The sequence below is a fragment of the Chitinophaga sp. MM2321 genome, from assembly GCF_964033635.1.
GTDB lineage: Bacteria > Bacteroidota > Bacteroidia > Chitinophagales > Chitinophagaceae > Chitinophaga.
In genome coordinates, this window is the sequence record NZ_OZ035533.1 from 1,686,019 (window position 1) to 1,706,210 (window position 20,192).

A 20,192-nucleotide genomic window follows, 5' to 3' on the forward strand; every position below is an offset into this window, starting at 1 on the left:
TTCCGGGAATGGGTTTCGCCGGGAAACTAAATCTCAAAATCAAAAAATACGAAAATCCCTAAATCTATACGACTCTCATGAAATTTGTAGGGGAACACTTATTGCCGGGCCAACTGGGTCATTTCTTTGCCGTACTGGCATTTGTAGCATCGATGGTAGCCACTGTGGCTTATTACAGGGTTGTTAAGGCCAAAGAGCCTGCCTTGCAGGAGTCATGGAAAAAACTGGCCCGCTGGTCTTTTATTATCCAGTCTGCCGCGGTGATCGCCGTTTTCAGCTGCCTGTACTATATCCTGTATAATCACTTCTTTGAATATAAATATGCCTGGCGCAACACATCCCGTGATCTGCCTATCCAATACCTGCTCTCCAGCCTCTGGTCCGACCAGGAAGGCAGCTTCCTGCTCTGGAGTATCTGGAACAGTATCCTGGGTATTATATTGATCCGTACTTCCAAAAAATGGGAAGCGCCGGTAATGACGATATTCTCCCTCGCACAGCTGGTAATGGCCAGTATGTTGCTGGGTATCTTCATCTTTGGGTATAAAATTGGTAGCAATCCGTTCACGTTGCTGAGAGAAGCGCCGGAAAACCTGGCTGCTCCTATCTTCCAGACGGCAGACTATATGCAGCATATCCACGATGGTAATGGACTGAACGTAACGCTGCAAAACTACTGGATGGTGATCCACCCGCCGGTATTGTTCCTGGGGTTTGCTTCCATGATCATTCCTTTTGCCTTTGCTTTCGCCGGCCTGTGGACCCGCGATTATACCAGCTGGGTAAAACCAGTACTGCCCTGGGCGCTCTTTGCCATTATGTTACTGGGTACCGGTATCATGATGGGCGCTGCCTGGGCGTATGAATCACTCAACTTCGGCGGCTACTGGGCCTGGGATCCTGTAGAAAATGCCTCTCTCGTGCCATGGCTTACCATGGTAGCCGGTCTGCATACCCTACTGGCCTATAAGCATACGGGACATGCACTGAAATCCACCATGTTCTTCTTCTTTATTTCCTATGTCCTGATCCTTTATTCGTCTTTCCTGACAAAGAGTGGAATTTTGGGAGATACTTCCGTACACTCCTTTACTGATATGGGTATGAGCGGTCAGCTGTTGATTTCTATGCTGATCTTTACAGTGCCTGCTATCACCCTGCTCATTACACGCAGGAAGGAGATACCATCTATTAAAAAAGAAGAAAGCACCTACTCCCGCGAGTTCTGGCTCTTCGTAGGTTCCCTGGTCCTGCTGATAGCGGCTATACAGATCACTTTTACAACATCTATCCCGGTATGGAACAAACTGCTCAGTCTCAGCGGTCTGAAAGGACTCTTTAAGCTGGATGACCTGGCGCCTCCATCCGATACCATCTTCCATTTCAATAAAATCCAGATCTGGATTGCTATTGTACTGGGTATATTAACAGCAGTGGTACAGTTCCTGAAATACAAGGATACGCCACGTGGACTGTTAACAAAAAAGATATGGTTGCCAACCGTGATTGCAGTGTTGCTCACCGGGTTAATAGCCTGGAAAGGTACCATCACCTATGATACTTATGGTGCAGGATTCCTCACCGCTATCTATATTATGTTGTTTGCCAGCATTTATGCGATCGTTGGAAACATTTCCTATATTTTCATCGGACTGAAAGGAAAGATCAAATCTGCCGGTGCTTCTGTAGCGCATATCGGTTTTGGTATGGTGCTGCTGGGCGTGCTGATTTCTTCTGCCAAAATGGAAGTAATATCCATCGACCGGATGAAGATGCTGAATGATGGCTTCTTCAGAAAAGAAAGTAAACAGAATCCGCGTGAAAATATCATGCTGCCCAAAGATCTGCAGATACAAATGGGCGACTATCACGTAACATACGTAGGTGATTCCACTGCGAAAGGGGATCCCAAAACCTACTACGTGATGCGTTATGAAAGGAGGGATAAAATGACTGGTGAAGTGAAAGAGAAATTCACCCTGTATCCGGATGCTTTCGTTAATAAAAAGGAGAATAGCCTGTCTTCCAACCCGGCTTCCAAACACTACCTGACCAGGGATGTTTTCACGTATGTGTCAGCAGCACCCAACAAGTCAGAAGAGGCCAACGGAGATACCACACAATATGTAACACATGAGGTGAAACAGGGCGATTCCATTTTCTTCTCCCGTGGTTTTATCGTGCTGAAAGGATTGAACACCAAACCTGAAAGCAAAAATTATGTGCCGCAGAATGGCGACCTCGCAGTAGGTGCGGAACTGGAAGTGTTTACACAAACAGATGACCACTTTAACTTGCAACCGATCTACTTTATCCGCGACAGCAGCTACCAGTACAGTGTGGAAGACACATTGTCGCCGCTGAACCTGAGTGTACGTTTCTCGAAGATCATGCCTGCTGATAACAAGATAGAGCTGAAAGTGAAAGAAACTGCCGGCTTTAGCGACTACGTAGTGATGAAAGCATTGGTATTCCCTTATATCAATGTACTGTGGCTGGGTATCCTGATTACTATCGTTGGTACCGGTATGAGCATTTATCACAGAACAAGAAGAAAATAACCGTTTATAATATTTTTGTGAGATAACCCTTCAATGGCATCGCTGTTGAAGGGTTTTTCTTTTAATAAATACCGGGTTTTCAGCATTCTTATATACATTTAGCCTCGTAAAATAGTCCCATGAACCTTAAACGATTGCGTATACCCCTGATCGTTATTTCATCCCTGGTAATCGTGTACCTGCTCGGGCCCAGACCTGCAGCGCCGGTATACACCTATGAGCTGCCTGTTGTACCTCCCGCGGGACAGGCGCTTGACAATTACATCGCACAAAAAGAATCGCAGCACCGGTTAAAGCCGGATAATGAAGCCCGGATTGTGTGGCATGATTCATCGTTTCACAAAACGCCTTATGCTGTTGTGTATCTCCACGGTTTTTCCGCCAGCCAGGAAGAGGGAAATCCTGTGCACCGCAACTTTGCCCGCCGTTTTGGCTGTAATTTGTACCTGTCGCGGCTGGATGGCCACGGTATTGATACCACCGCACCTTTACAGGAAATGACCGCCACCGGTTTGTGGCGCGATGCCATGGAAGCACTGAGCATTGGAAAGGCGCTGGGAGATAAAGTGATCCTGATGGGCACTTCTACCGGCGGCACCCTGGCCCTGAAACTGGCAGCCGCTTTCCCCGACGATGTGTATGCTATCATTAATATGTCGCCCAATATCGCTATCAACGACAAACTCGCTTTCCTGGCCAACGACCCCTGGGGATTGCAACTGGCGCGGCTGGTTAACAAAGGGAATTTCCGGCGTTCGAATGACACCAACCGGGTAACGGCGCAGTACTGGAGCAACAGCTACCGGCTGGAAGCCGTGGTGCAGCTGGAAAACCTGCTGGAATCTACCATGACGCCCGCTACCTTTAAAGCGGTGCACCAGCCGGTACTTAACCTGTATTATTATAAAGATGAACAACACCAGGACCCGACTGTACGGGTATCGGCTATCCTGAAGATGGAAAAGGAGCTGTCTACCCCCGACAGCCTGAAAGCTGCCATCGCCATTCCGGGTGCAGGCGCACACGTGATAGGCAGTGCGCTCACTTCTCACGACCTGCCTGCGGTGACGAAAGCCATCGACGATTTTGCCATCCATAAATTGAAAATGAAACCGTTATATTAACCATCTTTCCGGGCAGGATTTTGATCATGACGGAATCTGAAAACTTTTATAACTTGTGGTAACATTTCAAAGGTAAGTACCGTTAAAAGTTGTATGCGTCGCCTGAAACAAATCATTTCTTCCGTCTTCCTGTTGCTCAGTATTTTAATATGCTGTAATAAAGCAATGGCACAACAGGCTCATGGCGCTGATGTTATTCCCCTGCATGCCATCGTGGTAGGTAACGATACCATTCCGGTTATTACCCTCGCTATTTTTGATGTAGTGGAAAAAATGCCAAGAGCATTACGTAAACAACATGAACGCTGGAGCCGTTTAAGGAACGCCGTTTACGTAACCTATCCCTATGCAAAATCAGCTGCACGCATATTGAAAGATGTAAACAGCCGGCTGGCCACCCTTCCTAACAAACGGGAACGCAAAGAATTTTTGGCCTCCAAGGAAAAAGAAATGAAAGTCCAGTTCGGCGATAAACTTCAGAACCTCTCCGTATACCAGGGCAAAGTGCTCATGAAACTCATCGACCGTGAAACCGGTCAGAACTGCTTTGAAATCATCAAAGAACTAAAAGGTGGTTTCAATGCAAGGGTATGGCAAACAGTTGCCTTCTTCTTCGGTGGTAATCTTAAAAGTGATTACGACAAGCAGGAAGATAAGGATATAGAAGTGATTGTACAGGAGCTGGAACTCTACCAGCAGTACCGGGCCTATAATTAATTGGGCTATCTTAGTAAAAATTTACGGATTTACTTATTTTTTTATTTAGAGATTTGAAATGCGATGGAAATAACTTCGATCTCCGCTGCATTTCAAATCTCTAAATAAAAAAATTCCAAAATATTATGAAAACGAAAGCACGAATATTAATTCTCGGTCTGTTGTTTACTTCGTTTGCAGCGGTGGCGCAATCTGAAGAAGATGATACGCCGGTATATGTGGTGGATAGTGTGGTAGCCACGCAGGCGGCTATGGGACAAATATCACCTGATCAGATCGCACTCATCACCATCGCCAAAGGGCAAAAAGCAGTATTGAAATATGGTAGCCAGGCTGCTAACGGTGTAGTATATGTGGAAACCAAACCCTTTGCACGCAGACGTATAGGAAGGCTCCTCAGCGCCGCATCTCCTGCATACGACAGCCTGCTGCACAAGTACGGCAACGACAGCAGTTTCTATTATATCGTAAATGATAAACCCATTACCCCTACAGATGAAACCCGCCTGATGACACTGGATAAAAAGACTTTTCAGACCATCAGTATCTTATCTGCCAGACAATTGGAAGAGAAATACCAGGTGAAAGATAAAAATGCCGGTATCATCATTAGCAGTACTGAGGATTGATACAGTACCAAATAATTTCCCATCTTTGCACCTCAATTTAATACAACATGAAACTGGATATACTGGCAATAGCTGTGCACCCGGACGATGTAGAACTGGGCTGTGCAGGGACTTTGATGGTGCATGCGCAACAAGGCATGAAAGTAGGCGTGGTAGACCTTACCCGCGGTGAACTGGGTACCCGTGGCACCCCCGAACTCCGCGCAGCGGAAGCACTGGCCGCCGCAAAGATCATGGGACTGGAAGTCAGGGAAAACCTCGGTCTCGCCGATGGCTTCTTCAGAAATGATACCACCGAACAAATGGCTATTATCACGGCTATACGAAAGTACCAGCCGGACATTGTACTGGCTAACGCTATGGATGACCGTCACCCGGATCATGGCCGCGCCGGCAAACTGATTGCCGACAGCTGCTTCCTGGCAGGGTTGAGGAAGGTGGAAACCACTGTAGACGGGCAGCTCCAACAGGCATGGCGCCCCCGGCAGGTATTCCATTTTCTCCAGGACCGCTACCATGAACCTGATTTCGTAGTGGATATTACCCCCGTTATGGAAAAGAAACTGGAAGCTATCAAGGTTTTCAGCTCTCAATTCCTCGCTGCAAAAGACCATGAACCACAAACCTATATCTCCGGCGCCGGCTTCTTTGACAGCGTTATATACCGCGCAAAAATGCTGGGTAAAATGGTAGGAGTGGAGTACGCTGAAGGCTATACGTCAGCAAAAATGATAGGCATCCGGAATTTTGCTGACCTGATTAATGAGGTTACCTGACCTGGATTTTAGGATTAAATGGATTTACAGTTTACCACCTGGGTCCCGGGGTTAAAACCCCGGGTTACCGATATGCGGTCCCTCCGGGACCGGTGTTTTGTTGCCCGGAACCGGAGACATGAATATATGCATTTATCAATACACTGGATTTATGCAATAAACCCAGCAATTAAAAATCTGTTGAGCCCATAAACTGACATGGGGTAATGATACACCCTTGTAAATTCACGACAATCCGGTTACCTGTATTTCAATAAATGAACACTTCGCTTCGATATGGCCCGGAGGGCCAAAATATTGGTAGTCCTGGGTTTTAACCCAGGACAGTGTGTAAAATGTGTCCTAACGGTAGGGATTGAAGATGGGGAAATAATTACGATCCACAGCGATGATATTCCGGCTTGGGTAGATACATATGTTTTGCAGAAACTGGGCGTCTAATTTTTACCTTTGGCAAATGCCAATGATTTTCTGCTATTAATCCCGTATTTTATATCTAGTATCTACGCTTATCTTACCACCGCATTCCGTCCCGCACCAGTACGCATCAAATCATCCTAAAAATCACCTTTAGGACAATATTTTTCTTATTATCTTGTCTTACATGAAAAGTACACTATCCATTCTTCTCCTGGTTTTGGTGTCTATTGTTGCACAAGCCCAGAAAACCGATAAACGTTTATCTGCTATTTTAAGCCCGATGCTGGCGGCCCATCACGGGCAGGCCGGTGTGTATGTGCATAATCTGAAAACGGGCAGCACGGTGGCTATAAATGCCGATAGCGTGTTTCCAACGGCCAGTATGATTAAGATGACGATCCTGGTGGGGATTTTCAATAAAATAGCGAAAGGAGAGTTGCAATACAGGCAGATGCTGACTTACAGGGATTCCTTATTGTATGCAGGAGAGGATTTGCTCGGATCTTTTAAGGATAGTCAGCAGATTGCGCTGGACAGGGCTATGATGCTGATGCTGACGATGAGCGATAATACCGCGAGCCTTTGGCTACAGGGACTGGCCGGTGGTGGCGTGCAAATCAATCAGTGGTTGCAGGATAATGGATTTGAACATACCCGCGTTAATTCGCGCACAGCAGGGCGGGAAGCTAACCGGAAAGAATTCGGATGGGGACAAACAAGTCCGCGTGAAATGGCGCACCTGATGGAGATGATTTATAAGGGAGAAGTGAGCAGCAAAGCGGCGAGTGAACGGATGTACCGCAACCTTACCCGAAACTACTGGGATACCGAAGGATTGCTGATGGTACCACCAAACATACGCACAGCCTGTAAAAATGGCGCGGTGGATGAATCCAGGTCAGAAGTGATGATGGTAAATGCGCCGCATGGCGACTATGTATATTGCATTATTACAAAAAACAATGCGGATCAACGATGGACAAGGGAAAATGAAGCCTGGCAATTATTGCGGAACGTGGGTGCGGCACTTTGGCATTATTATGAACCGAAAAGCAAATGGAAACCCGACCCCGGAGTGGGGCAATTCTGATCGGCACAATGGGAACCGGCTAAACACTAGATGAACAGATCTCGGGTAGCGTCAAATTCATCCTGTTTGATGATGCTGTTTTTTATAAACGGAATCAAAGCTAGTCCAATCGTTATAACCACCAGTAGCAAGTATTTTTTTTTCATTTCCATTCGATTTTAATTCTATCCGCTTATATAACTAAATAGTGTGCCAAATTGTTACAGAAATAGCATGAAAATGTTAACTCCGGGATAATTTTTTTGATTATATGCAGCGTTTCCCCCAATACCCCTCTCATCGCGGTATAAAAGCATATATATAGAGAATCTCAATGCCACATTTCCAAAAATCTATTTGATTACTAATGAATGTAGGGTGATCTTTGCGGCGGCAATTACAAGTATTAGCTTGTCTGTAAATTAAAAATCGAATAGTATTATGAAAAATGTTATTTTATCCGTAGGGTCAGAATTTCCCGAATTCAAAAAAACGGCTGTAGTTTCTATCGAAAAAGGCAAAGAATTTTATGAACTATCTTCAGAAGAACTGAAAAATTCTGGTAAATGGATGGTTATGTTCTGGTGGCCTAAGGATTTTACATTCGTATGTCCAACTGAAATAGCTGAATTTAATAAACACGCACAGGATTTCACCGACCGCGATGCTGTCCTGATCGGTGCTTCAACTGACAGTGAATTTGTACACGCAGCCTGGAGAAGAGATCACGAAGACCTCCGTGGCTTACAGTTCCCTATGCTGGCTGATACATCCAAATCCCTGGCTACTGAACTGGGTATCCTGGAAGCAAATGAAAAAGTAGCTTACCGTGCCACTTATATCGTAGATCCACAAGGTATTGTACGTTGGGTTTCCCTGTACGACCTGTCTGTTGGCCGTAGCGTGAAAGAAGTGCTGCGCGTACTGGATGCACTGCAGACAGATGAGCTGTGCCCCTGCAACTGGACCAAGGGCGAAGCAACGCTCTCGGCTTAGTCATTTTTTATGTAGAGATTTACGAATTTAGAGATTTAGGGATTTTGAGATTTAAAATGCAGCGGAGGTTATGCGTATGTTGTTATCTCCGCTGTATTTCAAATCTCAAAATCCCTAAATCTCTAAATTCGTAAATCTCTAAATTCCTAAATATTCATATTATGTTTGCAAGTACTAATCAGGATACGGCTGTTCAATTGCTGGAAACTGTAGGGTTGGCTGATACGGAATTGTCAGCACGCTTACGGTTGCTCGCCGATACGGACGCGCGTTACCTGAAGGATATTAAGATAAATGTTACTAATTCTCTTGGAGCAGCTACGCTGACCAGGAAAGAAGCTTACCTGATCGGGGTGGCAGTGGCGGTAAACGAAAAGCAGGCAGCGTTGCAGGCTTCTTTCGAAAAGCTGGCTACCCAGGAAGGCGCCAATGAAAAGGAAATTGCGGAAGTGATCAGTTGTACCTCGCTCATGAATGCCAATAACGTGTATTATCGTTTCAGGCATTTTGTGAACAAGGAATTTTATACAGCTACACCCGCAGGTATCCGGATGAGCATTATGGCAAACCCGGTAACAGGGAAAGAATTTTTTGAGCTGTTGAGCCTGGTGGTGTCTGCACTGAATGGCTGTGAAATGTGTGTTACTTCACACGAAGAAGCACTGTTGAAACATGGAACTGATCAGCAAAGAGTGCTGGAAGCGGTAAGATTAGGAGCTGTTTTGCGTAGTTTGATCGTTTTATTATAAAAAAATATACCTCATTCAGACAGATGGAAATTTGTCTCATAATTAATTGATTATCATTAATTTGCATTGTGTTTGTTTTTTAACGGAGAACTATTATAAATGAGTTTTAACGGATTATGTTAATAACTTCATTTAATAATATTTGCAAAATCCACAAAAAAATTGGACTTTTGCATTCCTAAATTTTTAGATCATGGCAAGAGTATGTCAGGTGACAGGAAAGAAGCCGATTACAGGTCACCATGTTTCCTTCTCCAATATTAAGACAAAGAGAAGGTTTCTGCCCAACCTGCAGAAAAAGCGTTTTTTCCTGGCGGAAGAAGACAAGTGGATATCTTTAAAAGTATCTGCTGATGGAATAAGAACCATCAACAAAAGAGGTTTGTATGCAGTAGTCAAAGAATTGCGTGCAGCTGGTACGGTAATTTAATTCTAAAGACTCACTTAATTTGTAATACACAATGGCAAAAAAAGGTAATAGAGTACAGGTAATTCTGGAATGCACAGAGCACAAAAACTCTGGTCAGCCCGGAACTTCCCGCTACATCTCTAACAAGAATAAGAAGAATACTCCTGAACGTCTGGAGTTGAAAAAGTACAATCCTATTTTAAGGAAAGTTACTGTACACAAAGAAATTAAATAAGTAAATTGTTGATGGTTACTGGCTGTTTTGCATAGCCAAATAGCCATTAGACCATAAAAACAATAGAATAAAATGGCAAAAGCAGCAAAAACCGCGATCAAGAAAGACGCAAAATCAGCCGCAGAAGCGAAGGTTTGGACTAAAGTGATTAAGGCTGTGCGTTCTCCGAAAACCGGTGCATATACCTTTAAAGAGGCTATCGTGCACAAGGATAAAGTTCAGGAGCACATTAACCAAAAGTAATTCGGCTTTACTAAATAATACTGAAAGGCTGTCCCGTTAAACGGACAGCTTTTTGTGTTGATACCCCTCATGTCTGGCCACGCTGCACTCCCTGCGGCCGTACCAACAGGAGCACCAAGCACGGACTGAACCTTCACCTCTTTGCGCTGCTGCGCGAGTTTCTTAACACAAAAGATGTACTTTAGCAACTTGTTTGGAACAAGGTTGCTAAAGGGCAGCCGGATAACTGAAAAAAAGACCGGAGTCATAGCACTCCGTACCCAATTAAACTAACTATGAGCTTTTTCAATAAACTATTTTCCAGGGAAAAGAAGGAAAGTCTCGACCAGGGCTTACAGAAGACCAAAGACAACTTCCTGAGTAAAATAGGACGTGCCATTGCTGGTAAGTCGACCGTTGATACCGAGGTGTTGGATAACCTGGAAGATGCCCTGGTATCTGCTGATGTAGGTGTGGAAACTACCGTGAAGATCATTGACCGCATAGAACAACGGGTGGCCAAAGACAAATACCTTGGCACCAGCGAGTTAAACAGAATGTTGCAGGAAGAGATCGCAACGATCCTGGTAGATGCGCCTGATAGCGGTTTCCGTGACTTTGACGTGCCGGCTGGTAAAAAACCTTATGTAATCATGGTGGTAGGTGTGAATGGTGTTGGTAAAACAACCACCATCGGCAAACTGGCCTATAACTTTAAGAAAGCGGGTAAGTCTGTTTTACTGGGGGCTGCGGATACCTTCCGCGCCGCCGCGGTGGATCAGCTTACTATCTGGAGCGAAAGGGCGGGCGTGCCTATTGTGAAGCAACAGATGGGGTCCGATCCCGGCGCTGTAGCTTTTGATACCGTGCAGAGCGGCGCCGCCAGGGATGTAGATGTGATCATTATTGATACGGCTGGCCGCCTCCACAATAAACTGCATTTGATGGAAGAGCTGGGCAAGATCAAAAGGGTGATGAAGAAAGTGATTCCTGATGCCCCCCATGAAGTATTGCTGGTACTGGATGGTTCTACCGGACAGAATGCTGTTGAACAGGCACGTCAGTTTACAGCTGCTACCGAAGTAACAGCGATGGCGATCACAAAACTGGATGGTACCGCGAAGGGTGGCGTAGTACTGGCCATTGCCAATCAGTTCAAAATACCGGTAAAATATATTGGTATTGGTGAGAAAATGGAAGATTTACAGGTGTTTAATAAAGAAGCTTTTGTTGATTCGTTATTTAGTCTAAATAGCTGATCTTTAAAATAATATGTGGGTTATTTGATGTATTGGATTACATCTACCTATAATTTTACTTTAAGTAAATTCAATATCCGGATGTTTTTATAGCATCCGGATATTTTTTTTTGAAAAGCGTGGCACTGTTTTTTCGGTTATTACGTTTATAATCTGCATTTATTACATTTGAATTGTAGTATCTTTCCATAGCTTTTAACAATTCGAACTTATGATTATAAAAAACATAGACCGAGTTGAAGACATCACACCTGAGGAATTCCGCAAAAATTATTACCAACCACGCAAACCCGTCATTATTTCAGCAGCTGGACTTAGTAAAAACTGGCCGGCTTATGATAAATGGAACTGGGATTATTTCAAATCAATAGTAGGAGACAAACAAGTAGGCGTTTATAACAATGAGCGCGCAGGGGCCAATACGCTGGTGAACGGAGCGGATGATTATATTGCTTTTGGGGACTACATTGATATGATCCGGCAGGGGCCGGTTAAGCTACGCATCTTTTTATTCAACATTTTCCAGCATGCTCCGCAGCTTGCACAGGATATTGTGTGGCCGGACGAGCTGTCCTCCGGCTTCCTGAAAAAGTATCCCATGCTGTTTGTTGGCGGAGCCGGGTCGGTAGCGCATATGCATTACGATATCGACTTGTCGCACATCTTCCATACACAATTTCTTGGCCGCAAACGGGTGCTGTTGCTGGAAAACAACCAGTCGCCCTTTATTTACCGCATGCCTTTCACGGTGGAAAGCGCGGCTACGTTTGTAAACTGGCATGAATACCTCGATACCGAACACTTCCCCGCACTGAACCATGCGCGTGGCTACACGGCGATCCTGGAACATGGGGATATGATGTTTATGCCGGCAGGCTATTGGCACCACATGGAATACCTGGATGGCGGTTTTGCCATGAGCCTCCGGGCAATGGACCCAACGCTGACTGGTAAACTGAATGGTCTTTATCATCTCGTAGGACTCAGGGGAATGAACAACCTGATGATTAAAGTAGCGCCGGAATGGTGGTATCATTATAAACGTAAACTGGCGCGCAAACGCGCAGAAAAAGCCCTCCAGAATATTTAGATATCTGGCTATTTTATTATTTGAATGTTTTGCGGTATAGAAAACCACCGTGTTGAAATAAAATATCCAAATAATAAAATAATCAAATGTCTAAATGAAGTCTTATCTTTAATTTCATAATTATCATTTCTTTCACTACCTTTGCACCTTCCTTATTCAACCCCCACTAAGGCTCAAGTCACGTACAGTAAGTCTGCTGTTATTACAATATAGTGTCTGTGTGTCTTCGTGGCGGTAAGCGGATCAGAGATTATCTGGCCGCATGCGCTAAAACATTCGCCCTTGAAGACGAAAACTTTAAAGAAAGACAAGGTTAATATTATTACGCTTGGATGTTCCAAGAACATGGTTGACTCAGAAGTCCTGAGCGGACAGCTCATGGCCAATGATGTAGATGTAGTGCATGAAAGTGCTAAAAGGGATCACAACATTGTTGTTATAAATACCTGTGGTTTTATTGATAAAGCTAAAGAAGAATCCATTAATACCATCCTGGATCAGGTAGAGCTGAAACAACGTGGCAAACTGGATAAAGTATATGTAACCGGATGCCTGAGTGAACGGTATCGTGGTGATCTTGAAGCTGAAATTAGCGGTGTGGATGCCTGGTTTGGCACCATGGAACTACCACAACTACTGAAGAAATTTGATGCAGATTATAAGTCAGAGTTAATAGGAGAAAGGCTGCTCAGCACTCCTTCCCATTACGCTTATCTTAAAATAGCAGAAGGTTGTAACCGTACCTGCTCTTTCTGTGCTATTCCGCTGATGCGGGGTGCCCATGTATCCAGGCCTATTGAAGACCTGGTACTGGAAGCAGAAAAGCTGGTCCGTTCCGGTGTAAAGGAAATCATGCTCATTGCGCAGGAGCTGACCTATTATGGTCTGGACCTGTACAAGCAACGTCGCCTCGGTGATCTGATGCGTGCGTTGGCGGGTGTGAAAGGACTGGAATGGATTCGTTTACACTATGCTTATCCCACCAAATTCCCGATGGAGATCCTGGATGCGATGAACGAATTCCCAAACATCTGCAACTACCTGGATATGCCTTTACAGCATGCTTCCAATGCCATGCTGAAGGCTATGAAACGCCAGATTACCCGGGAGGAGATAGAAGAACTGGTGCATGCTATCCGTGCAAAAGTACCTGGCATCTGTTTACGTACCACCCTGATCGCAGGTTTTCCCGGCGAAACGGAAGCAGACGTAGAAGAGCTGAAAGGCTTCCTGGAAAGAATGCGTTTTGACCGTGTAGGAGTATTCACTTACAGTCATGAAGAAGGCACCAGTGCCCATGAGCTGGAAGACAATATTCCGGAAGAAGAGAAGGAGAGAAGAGCGCAGGAAATAATGGAAGTACAACAGGAAATCTCCCTGGAAAAAAACCAGGAGAAAGTAGGGAAAGTCTTCAAAGTAATAGTAGATAAAAAAGAATCAGGCAGATTTCTTGCCCGTACTGAGTTCGATTCTGTGGAAGTAGATAATGAAGTGATCATCAATACCACCAAACGCCTCAAACCAGGCGATTTTGTGGAGGTAAGGATCACCAAAGCATTTGATTACGACCTGGAAGCAGAGCTTATATAAGAAGCGGTTAGCTATTAGCCATTAGCTATTAGTTGAGCGACAAACAACAATATTATCTTTTAGCATGGAGCTATGAGTTAATACTATAATAATATTTCTAACAGCCAATAGCTAATAGCTAAAAGCTTTACACAGCTCCCGACGGAGCTTGATTAATGCAAATCAATGACTACATTTGAATCACTGGGCTTACAAGAGCCTCTTTTAAAGGGAATTACGGACCTGGGTTTCGTTTCCCCAACACCCATCCAGGAACAGGCAATTCCCGTTCTGTTAAGTGGAGACCGCGATTTCGTAGGTTTGGCCCAGACGGGCACCGGTAAAACAGCTGCATTTGGCTTGCCCTTGCTGCAGCAACTGGATCTGAAGCTTAATAAACCGCAGGGTTTAATTTTATGTCCTACCCGTGAACTGTGTCTGCAGATCACAAACGACCTGAAAAATTTCAGCAAACACCTTGGCGATGTTAGTATCGTAGCGGTATATGGCGGTTCCAGCATTGTGCAACAACTGCGCGAACTGAAGAGAGGCGTACACATTGTTGTAGCTACTCCCGGCCGTTTACTGGATATTATCGACCGTGGCGCTGTCAACTTTGAGAATGTGCGTTATGCAATACTGGATGAAGCAGATGAAATGCTGAACATGGGATTCCAGGAAGATATCAACAGCATTCTGTCCAACACTCCGGAACAAAAAACTACCTGGCTGTTTTCAGCTACGATGCCACAGGAAGTGCGTCGTATTGCTAAAAAGTACATGGAAGATCCATTTGAACTGACAGTAGGTAATAAAAACAGCGGTAACGTAAATATCGAGCACGAATACTATGTGGTTCGTCCCCGTGAAAAATATGCAGCACTGAAACGTATCGTGGATTACAATCCTGATATCTTCGGTATCATATTTACCCGTACTAAAATTGAATCACAGGAAATTGCTGAATCGCTGATCAAAGACGGCTACAATGCAGATGCATTGCATGGTGATCTGACCCAGCAGCAGCGTGATAAGGTGATGAAACGTTTCCGTGAAAGAGCTTTGCAGGTGCTGGTAGCAACTGACGTAGCAGCCCGCGGGATCGATGTTGACAATGTTACCCACGTAATCAACTATGATTTACCGGATGACGTTGAAAACTACACACACCGTAGCGGTCGTACCGGCAGGGCAGGTAAATCAGGTATCTCTATTGCTATTATCAGCAGCCGTGATACCGGTAAGATCCGCCAGATCGAAAGAGTGCTCGGCAAGAAATTTGTAAAAACGGATGTTCCTGATGGTTTTGCAGTTTGTGAAAAACAACTGTTTGGCCTGGTACATAAAGTACATAACGTAACTGTAAACGATGATCAGATCGAACCATACCTGGAACGTATCTATGAAGAGTTTGCAGCGATGAGCAAAGAAGAGCTGATCAAACGTTTTGCTTCCCTGGAATTTAACCAGTTCCTGGAGTACTACGAAAATGCACCTGATCTGAATGCAAAAGACGACAGACGTGTATTGGGAGATGATGGTGGAAGCAGACCTGATCGCAGAAGCAATGGCAAATTCACGCGCCTGTTCATCAACCTGGGTTCAGTAGATGATTTCAACCGCGGCGATATGCTCCGTTACCTGTGTGATAACACTGGTTTAAAAGGTAACAAGATCGGACGTATCGATCTGAAGGGTGTTTATTCTTTCTTTGAAGTAGAAAATGAAGAGCTGGAAAAGGTGACACAGAGCTTTAAGAAAGTTGAATACAACGGTCGCAGCGTTAGGATTGAAATGTCGCAGGATGGCGATAAACGTTTTGGTGGCGGCGGCGGTGGCGGAAGCCGTGGTCCCCGCAGCAGGGAAGACGGTCCCCGTAAGAGAAGCTGGACACCGGAAGGTGGTGGTAGCCGCAGCGGTGGAAGCCGTAGTGGTGGCGACAGACGTGAGTCATCCGGTGGAAGCAAACCTCCGTACAAACGTAAATACTAATTCCGCCCAAACGGAATTGAAATAATAAAAAGAAAAGGTGTCCTTTCAGGGCGCCTTTTCTTTTTTTGTGATCTACCCCTCAGGTAGCCGCTCATTCACAAAAATTAAACTATCTTGTTAATCCAGACATTCAATTCACACGTTACTATGACCGGAGTTATTATTCGTCCTTCACAGCCTGTAGAACCATTTTCACTCTTTACTTCCGGTGACATTGCCTTATTTCAGGCAGGCTCACATTACCGGCTATACGAAAAATTTGGTGCACATACCCTGGAATATGAAGGCGTGTCCGGCACCTACTTTGCAGTTTGGGCGCCAAATGCCGCATTTGTAGCCGTTATGGGCGATTTTAACAGCTGGGATCATTACAGTCATACCTTGTTTCCCCGTTGGGATAATTCAGGCATCTGGGAGGGCTTTGTTCCCGGTGCAGAGGCAGGGAATCTTTATAAATATTTCATCCGCTCCAATAGCGGAGAGGAACTGCAAAAGGGGGATCCTTATGCCAATTTCTGGGAAGTAAGACCCAAAACGGCGTCTATCGTACATCCCTTGGATCACACCTGGAAAGACAAAAAGTGGATGGGGCACCGTAAGTCACGCAACAGCCTGGAAAGCCCTTTCTCCGTATACGAGGTACACCTGGGTTCCTGGCGTAAGCCTGATCCCACTGAGGCGGAGCTGTTTTACTCCTATAAGGAAATTGCGGACATGCTGGTTCCCTACGTAAAAGAGATGGGATTTACACATGTGGAACTGATGCCCATTACAGAACACCCTTTTGATGGCTCCTGGGGGTATCAGCAAACCGGTTATTACGCGCCTACATCGCGGTATGGTACACCACAGGATTTTATGGAGATGGTGGAAGCCTTTCACCACGCGGAAATTGGTGTGATCCTGGATTGGGTACCTTCACATTTCCCGTATGATGCACATGGATTGTTCCGGTTTGATGGCTCCCATACCTACGAGTATGCCGATATGCGTAAAGGCTATCATCCTGACTGGAACAGCTATATTTTTAATTATAAACGCAATGAGGTACGGTCTTTCCTGTTGAGCAATGCTATTTTCTGGTTTGATAAATTTCATATTGATGCGCTCCGCGTGGATGCGGTGGCCTCGATGATCCACCTGGATTATTCACGGGAGAAAGGCGGCTGGGAACCGAACGAACTGGGTGGCAATGAAAACCTGGAAGCGATCAGCTTCCTGAAGAAGATGAATGAAACGGTGTATGCCCTGTTTCCAGATGTACAAACGATTGCTGAAGACTCCACCAATCATTACGGTGTGTCCCGGCCCACTTTTATGGGCGGACTGGGCTTCGGCATGAAATGGATGATGGGCTGGATGAACGACACCCTGGATTATTTCAAGAAAGACCCCATACATCGCAAGTGGTATCAGAATGATCTTACGTTTAGTCTTGTATATGCTTTTGGAGAGAACTTTATGCTACCGCTCAGTCATGATGAGGTGGTGCATGGTAAATCGCCTTTGCTGTATAAGATGCCGGGAGATGACTGGCAAAAATTTGCCAACCTGCGTTTGATGTACAGTTATATGTTTACACATCCGGGCACCAAGCTGTTGTTCATGGGAGGTGAATTTGGGCAGACAAGTGAATGGAACTACCGGAGCGAACTGGAATGGCATCTCCTGAAATATTCGTCACATAAGGGTCTTCAGGATTTTGTAAAAGATGTAAACCACTTATATACCAGCTCTACCGCATTGTATGAGCAACAATTTGATGCAGAAGGCTTTGAGTGGATTACTGTAAATGATTACGATAATTGTGTGCTGGCCTATACCAGGAGCGGGAAATCGCCAGGGGATATGTTGCTGGTTGTATTAAATATGACGCCTGTTCCCCGTGAGCAATACCTGGTAGGTGTGCCTGTTGGCGGTAACTGGGAAGAAGTGCTCAATAGTGATCACCCGAAATATTACGGCAGTGGCGTGATCAATACCGGCTTACAGAAAGCCTCAAAACAGTTTTACAATGGCAGGGAATATTGTCTGTCACTACGTTTACCACCATTGGGTGCTACGATACTGAGATTGGTGAAGTAAATGCTTTGCTGCGATCGGTCCCGTAGGGACCGATCGCAGCAAAGCATTTATAGATGATGAACGAGGATGCTGAATCATATTCCCTTGGTTAAAAACAATATTACTCCTTCCTGGAGCCATTGTAGCAAAGCATTTATTTTATCCTGGCAAATTTCTCCTTTTCTTTAAACCTTCCTGCATTTCCGCTGTCTATAACTCGTCTCTGCTGTATAGCAATAAGAGGAGAGATGCAGACGTTTATTATAATACGTCAATTATTCAACCAGAGGTCCAGTCTAATCAAACCATATTTTTAATTAGTCTTTTAAAACCATCGATTTATGAAAAACGCTCTCCGTAAGCCGGGGCTTATATCAGCGGTGCTTTTTGTACTTGCTGTAGTGGGATTGTATTCCTGTTCAAAGGATCAATCCGCTTCTAACCAGCCAATTCCGGCTAATCAACAAAAAGTAAGTCTTTTTCTATCAGATGATCCCGGATTTTTTGATAAGGTATTACTGGATATCCGGAAGGTAGAAATACTGGTGGACACCTGTGGAGACACGGGAAATGATGACAACTGGAGTGACCGTGATCGTTGTAGCTGGGGTGAAGATGATCATGATAATGACCGTCAACAAAAGGACACCTGCCAGGTATGGGATTCCCTGAGCATTGCTCCGGGTGTGTATGACCTGCTGACACTGCGTAATGGCGCGGATACGCTGTTAGCAAATGGACTGATTCCCAAAGGCAGTATTAAACAGATCCGTATTACAGTGGGCGACAATAATTCACTGGTAAAGGATTCCATTACTTACCCCCTGAAGTCTGTATCCGGACAAACAAAAATTATTGTGAGAGTACGTCACGGCGAATGGGATGAAGTATCTGCTGATAACCTGCAACTGTGGCTTGATTTCGACGTACAACGTTCTATCATCAAAACCTGGAACGGTAAATTTATTTTAAGACCTTACATCAATGTATTCACTATCCTGAAGATGGGTAGTCTGTCTGGTCGCGTTACACCCGCAGATGCCTTCCCTGTTATATCTGTATTTAACAGCAATAATGACACCCTTTATGCATTGCCCTGGAGAGGCGGTGAATATAAAGTACGCGGATTGAAGGTGGGTACCTGGGATGTGTTTGTAAATGCATCCAACGGCTACAAAGACACCACTATTACCGGCGTAGAAGTGAAAAGGGGTAAGGATACGAAGCTGGACGATATCAGATTACATAAATAGTAACGCAGGGTTTTATAACAGGCAGCCGGTGGTTTTGTAAAAAGCACCGGCTGTTTTATGTACAATACATACTTAAAATATCTAACTTGTGTACAAAGCGAAAAATATGCAAAAACTGTTTTTATGTATCCTGTTGCAATTGATCATCGTAACAGGGATAGGGCAGACAAAAAATAACCAGCGGGATGCGCAACAGCGCAAGCAGGGGTATTGGATAGAACAGGTGGCGGAACTCAGGGGAGAGCCGGGTTATACCTGGGAAGGTGTTTACAAAAACGACCGTAAGGAAGGGGTGTGGAAGAAAACTTCTCTGATCGGCAATTTAATAGCCGAGGAAACTTTTAAGAATAATGTACTGGATGGGTATTGTAAATATTATTTCCCCGATGGAAAGAAGAGTGAAGAAGGCGCATTTATTTCAACAGAAATTGAAGGACAACGGGATACCATTATGATCATTGATCCGGTTACGGATGTAGAAACTCCCACGGAGATCATCCGCAAAGGAAATTCCGTTCGTAATGGGGTGTGGAAATTGTATGATGAAGAATCAGGGAAGATGGTAAAGGAATACTATAACCGGGGAGCAACCGTTACTGCGGAAGAGCTGGGGGATACCACCACGGAGCCGCAGCCAGCAGTGAAACCAACGCCTTTACAGTTGCCGCATGAGCATACCGGTAAGCACAAAAAAAAGGGATAACCCTGATAATCAACGCAAATAAAAATGAACAGGAATAAAAGCTAAAATGAACAAAAAGACTTGTCCATTCCAGCTTTTTTTTTGTACTTTCATAAAAGAGGATGTGATCATACCGGCTCCCGTAGCTCACGATACATTTTTATTGTATAATCCTTTTAATTTGTTTGTATGAAGAACCTGATAATGAACCATGGGGAGAACCAACATGAACTTAATGGCATTGAATATACTACGGACAAAATGGAAATCCTGTTCCGCGCAATATTTATATTCTTCGTTTTTTGTGCATTGATGTCTATCTTCTTCCTTTCTATTTTTTACTGATTATTGATAAATATACGGGTACAATAAAGCT

Annotated in this window: 19 protein-coding genes; all 19 read left to right on the forward strand. The window is 44.7% G+C overall.

Annotation, left to right across the window (positions count from 1 at the left end):
- Window positions 1–77: 77 nt before the first annotated feature.
- Window positions 78–2,561, forward strand: a complete 2,484-nt coding sequence (ccsA, locus tag ABQ275_RS06515; RefSeq protein WP_349317467.1) for a cytochrome c biogenesis protein CcsA — start codon at window positions 78–80, stop codon at window positions 2,559–2,561.
- Between the two features lie 119 nt (window positions 2,562–2,680).
- On the forward strand, window positions 2,681–3,685 hold the full coding sequence (locus ABQ275_RS06520) for an alpha/beta fold hydrolase (RefSeq protein WP_349317468.1): 1,005 nt from the start codon (window positions 2,681–2,683) through the stop codon (window positions 3,683–3,685).
- Between the two features lie 93 nt (window positions 3,686–3,778).
- Window positions 3,779–4,402 carry a DUF4294 domain-containing protein gene (locus tag ABQ275_RS06525; protein WP_349317469.1) on the forward strand — a complete coding sequence of 208 codons (624 nt, stop codon included), beginning with the start codon at window positions 3,779–3,781 and terminating at the stop codon, window positions 4,400–4,402.
- 125 nt (window positions 4,403–4,527) lie between these two features.
- Entirely contained in the window at window positions 4,528–5,031 is a 504-nt protein-coding gene (locus tag ABQ275_RS06530; protein ID WP_349317470.1) for a hypothetical protein, read from the forward strand.
- A gap of 47 nt (window positions 5,032–5,078) precedes the next feature.
- Window positions 5,079–5,807: a bacillithiol biosynthesis deacetylase BshB1 gene (gene bshB1 / locus ABQ275_RS06535; protein ID WP_349317471.1), complete on the forward strand. Its 729-nt coding sequence runs from the start codon at window positions 5,079–5,081 to the stop codon at window positions 5,805–5,807.
- 604 nt (window positions 5,808–6,411) lie between these two features.
- On the forward strand, window positions 6,412–7,317 hold the full coding sequence (locus ABQ275_RS06540; RefSeq protein ID WP_349317472.1) for a serine hydrolase: 906 nt from the start codon (window positions 6,412–6,414) through the stop codon (window positions 7,315–7,317).
- 420 nt (window positions 7,318–7,737) lie between these two features.
- Window positions 7,738–8,292, forward strand: coding sequence for a peroxiredoxin (locus ABQ275_RS06545; protein WP_349317473.1), 555 nt, complete (start codon window positions 7,738–7,740; stop codon window positions 8,290–8,292).
- Between the two features lie 161 nt (window positions 8,293–8,453).
- Entirely contained in the window at window positions 8,454–9,041 is a 588-nt protein-coding gene (locus ABQ275_RS06550) for a carboxymuconolactone decarboxylase family protein (RefSeq protein WP_349317474.1), read from the forward strand.
- A gap of 193 nt (window positions 9,042–9,234) precedes the next feature.
- Window positions 9,235–9,471, forward strand: a complete 237-nt coding sequence (rpmB, locus tag ABQ275_RS06555; protein WP_349317475.1) for a 50S ribosomal protein L28 — start codon at window positions 9,235–9,237, stop codon at window positions 9,469–9,471.
- Between the two features lie 31 nt (window positions 9,472–9,502).
- The gene (rpmG, locus tag ABQ275_RS06560) at window positions 9,503–9,685 is read left to right on the forward strand and encodes a 50S ribosomal protein L33 (protein ID WP_074238941.1); all 183 of its coding nucleotides are present in this window, start codon (window positions 9,503–9,505) and stop codon (window positions 9,683–9,685) included.
- Window positions 9,686–9,757: 72 nt separating this feature from the next.
- Window positions 9,758–9,928: a DUF4295 domain-containing protein gene (locus ABQ275_RS06565; protein WP_349317476.1), complete on the forward strand. Its 171-nt coding sequence runs from the start codon at window positions 9,758–9,760 to the stop codon at window positions 9,926–9,928.
- A 275-nt stretch (window positions 9,929–10,203) separates the two neighbouring features.
- On the forward strand, window positions 10,204–11,166 hold the full coding sequence (gene ftsY, locus ABQ275_RS06570) for a signal recognition particle-docking protein FtsY (RefSeq protein WP_349317477.1): 963 nt from the start codon (window positions 10,204–10,206) through the stop codon (window positions 11,164–11,166).
- Between the two features lie 211 nt (window positions 11,167–11,377).
- Window positions 11,378–12,256: a cupin-like domain-containing protein gene (locus ABQ275_RS06575; protein WP_349317478.1), complete on the forward strand. Its 879-nt coding sequence runs from the start codon at window positions 11,378–11,380 to the stop codon at window positions 12,254–12,256.
- Between the two features lie 282 nt (window positions 12,257–12,538).
- Entirely contained in the window at window positions 12,539–13,846 is a 1,308-nt protein-coding gene (gene rimO, locus ABQ275_RS06580) for a 30S ribosomal protein S12 methylthiotransferase RimO (protein ID WP_349317479.1), read from the forward strand.
- Window positions 13,847–14,011: 165 nt separating this feature from the next.
- Window positions 14,012–15,817, forward strand: a complete 1,806-nt coding sequence (locus tag ABQ275_RS06585) for a DEAD/DEAH box helicase (RefSeq protein ID WP_349317480.1) — start codon at window positions 14,012–14,014, stop codon at window positions 15,815–15,817.
- A 147-nt stretch (window positions 15,818–15,964) separates the two neighbouring features.
- Window positions 15,965–17,902, forward strand: a complete 1,938-nt coding sequence (glgB, locus tag ABQ275_RS06590) for a 1,4-alpha-glucan branching protein GlgB (RefSeq protein WP_349317481.1) — start codon at window positions 15,965–15,967, stop codon at window positions 17,900–17,902.
- 320 nt (window positions 17,903–18,222) lie between these two features.
- The gene (locus ABQ275_RS06595) at window positions 18,223–19,134 is read left to right on the forward strand and encodes a DUF4382 domain-containing protein (protein ID WP_349317482.1); all 912 of its coding nucleotides are present in this window, start codon (window positions 18,223–18,225) and stop codon (window positions 19,132–19,134) included.
- A gap of 106 nt (window positions 19,135–19,240) precedes the next feature.
- Window positions 19,241–19,837 (forward strand): hypothetical protein, encoded by a 597-nt coding sequence (locus ABQ275_RS06600; protein WP_349317483.1) that lies wholly within the window; start codon window positions 19,241–19,243, stop codon window positions 19,835–19,837.
- A gap of 168 nt (window positions 19,838–20,005) precedes the next feature.
- Complete coding sequence (locus tag ABQ275_RS06605; protein WP_349317484.1) at window positions 20,006–20,161, forward strand: hypothetical protein; 156 nt, start codon at window positions 20,006–20,008, stop codon at window positions 20,159–20,161.
- Window positions 20,162–20,192 lie beyond the last annotated feature (31 nt).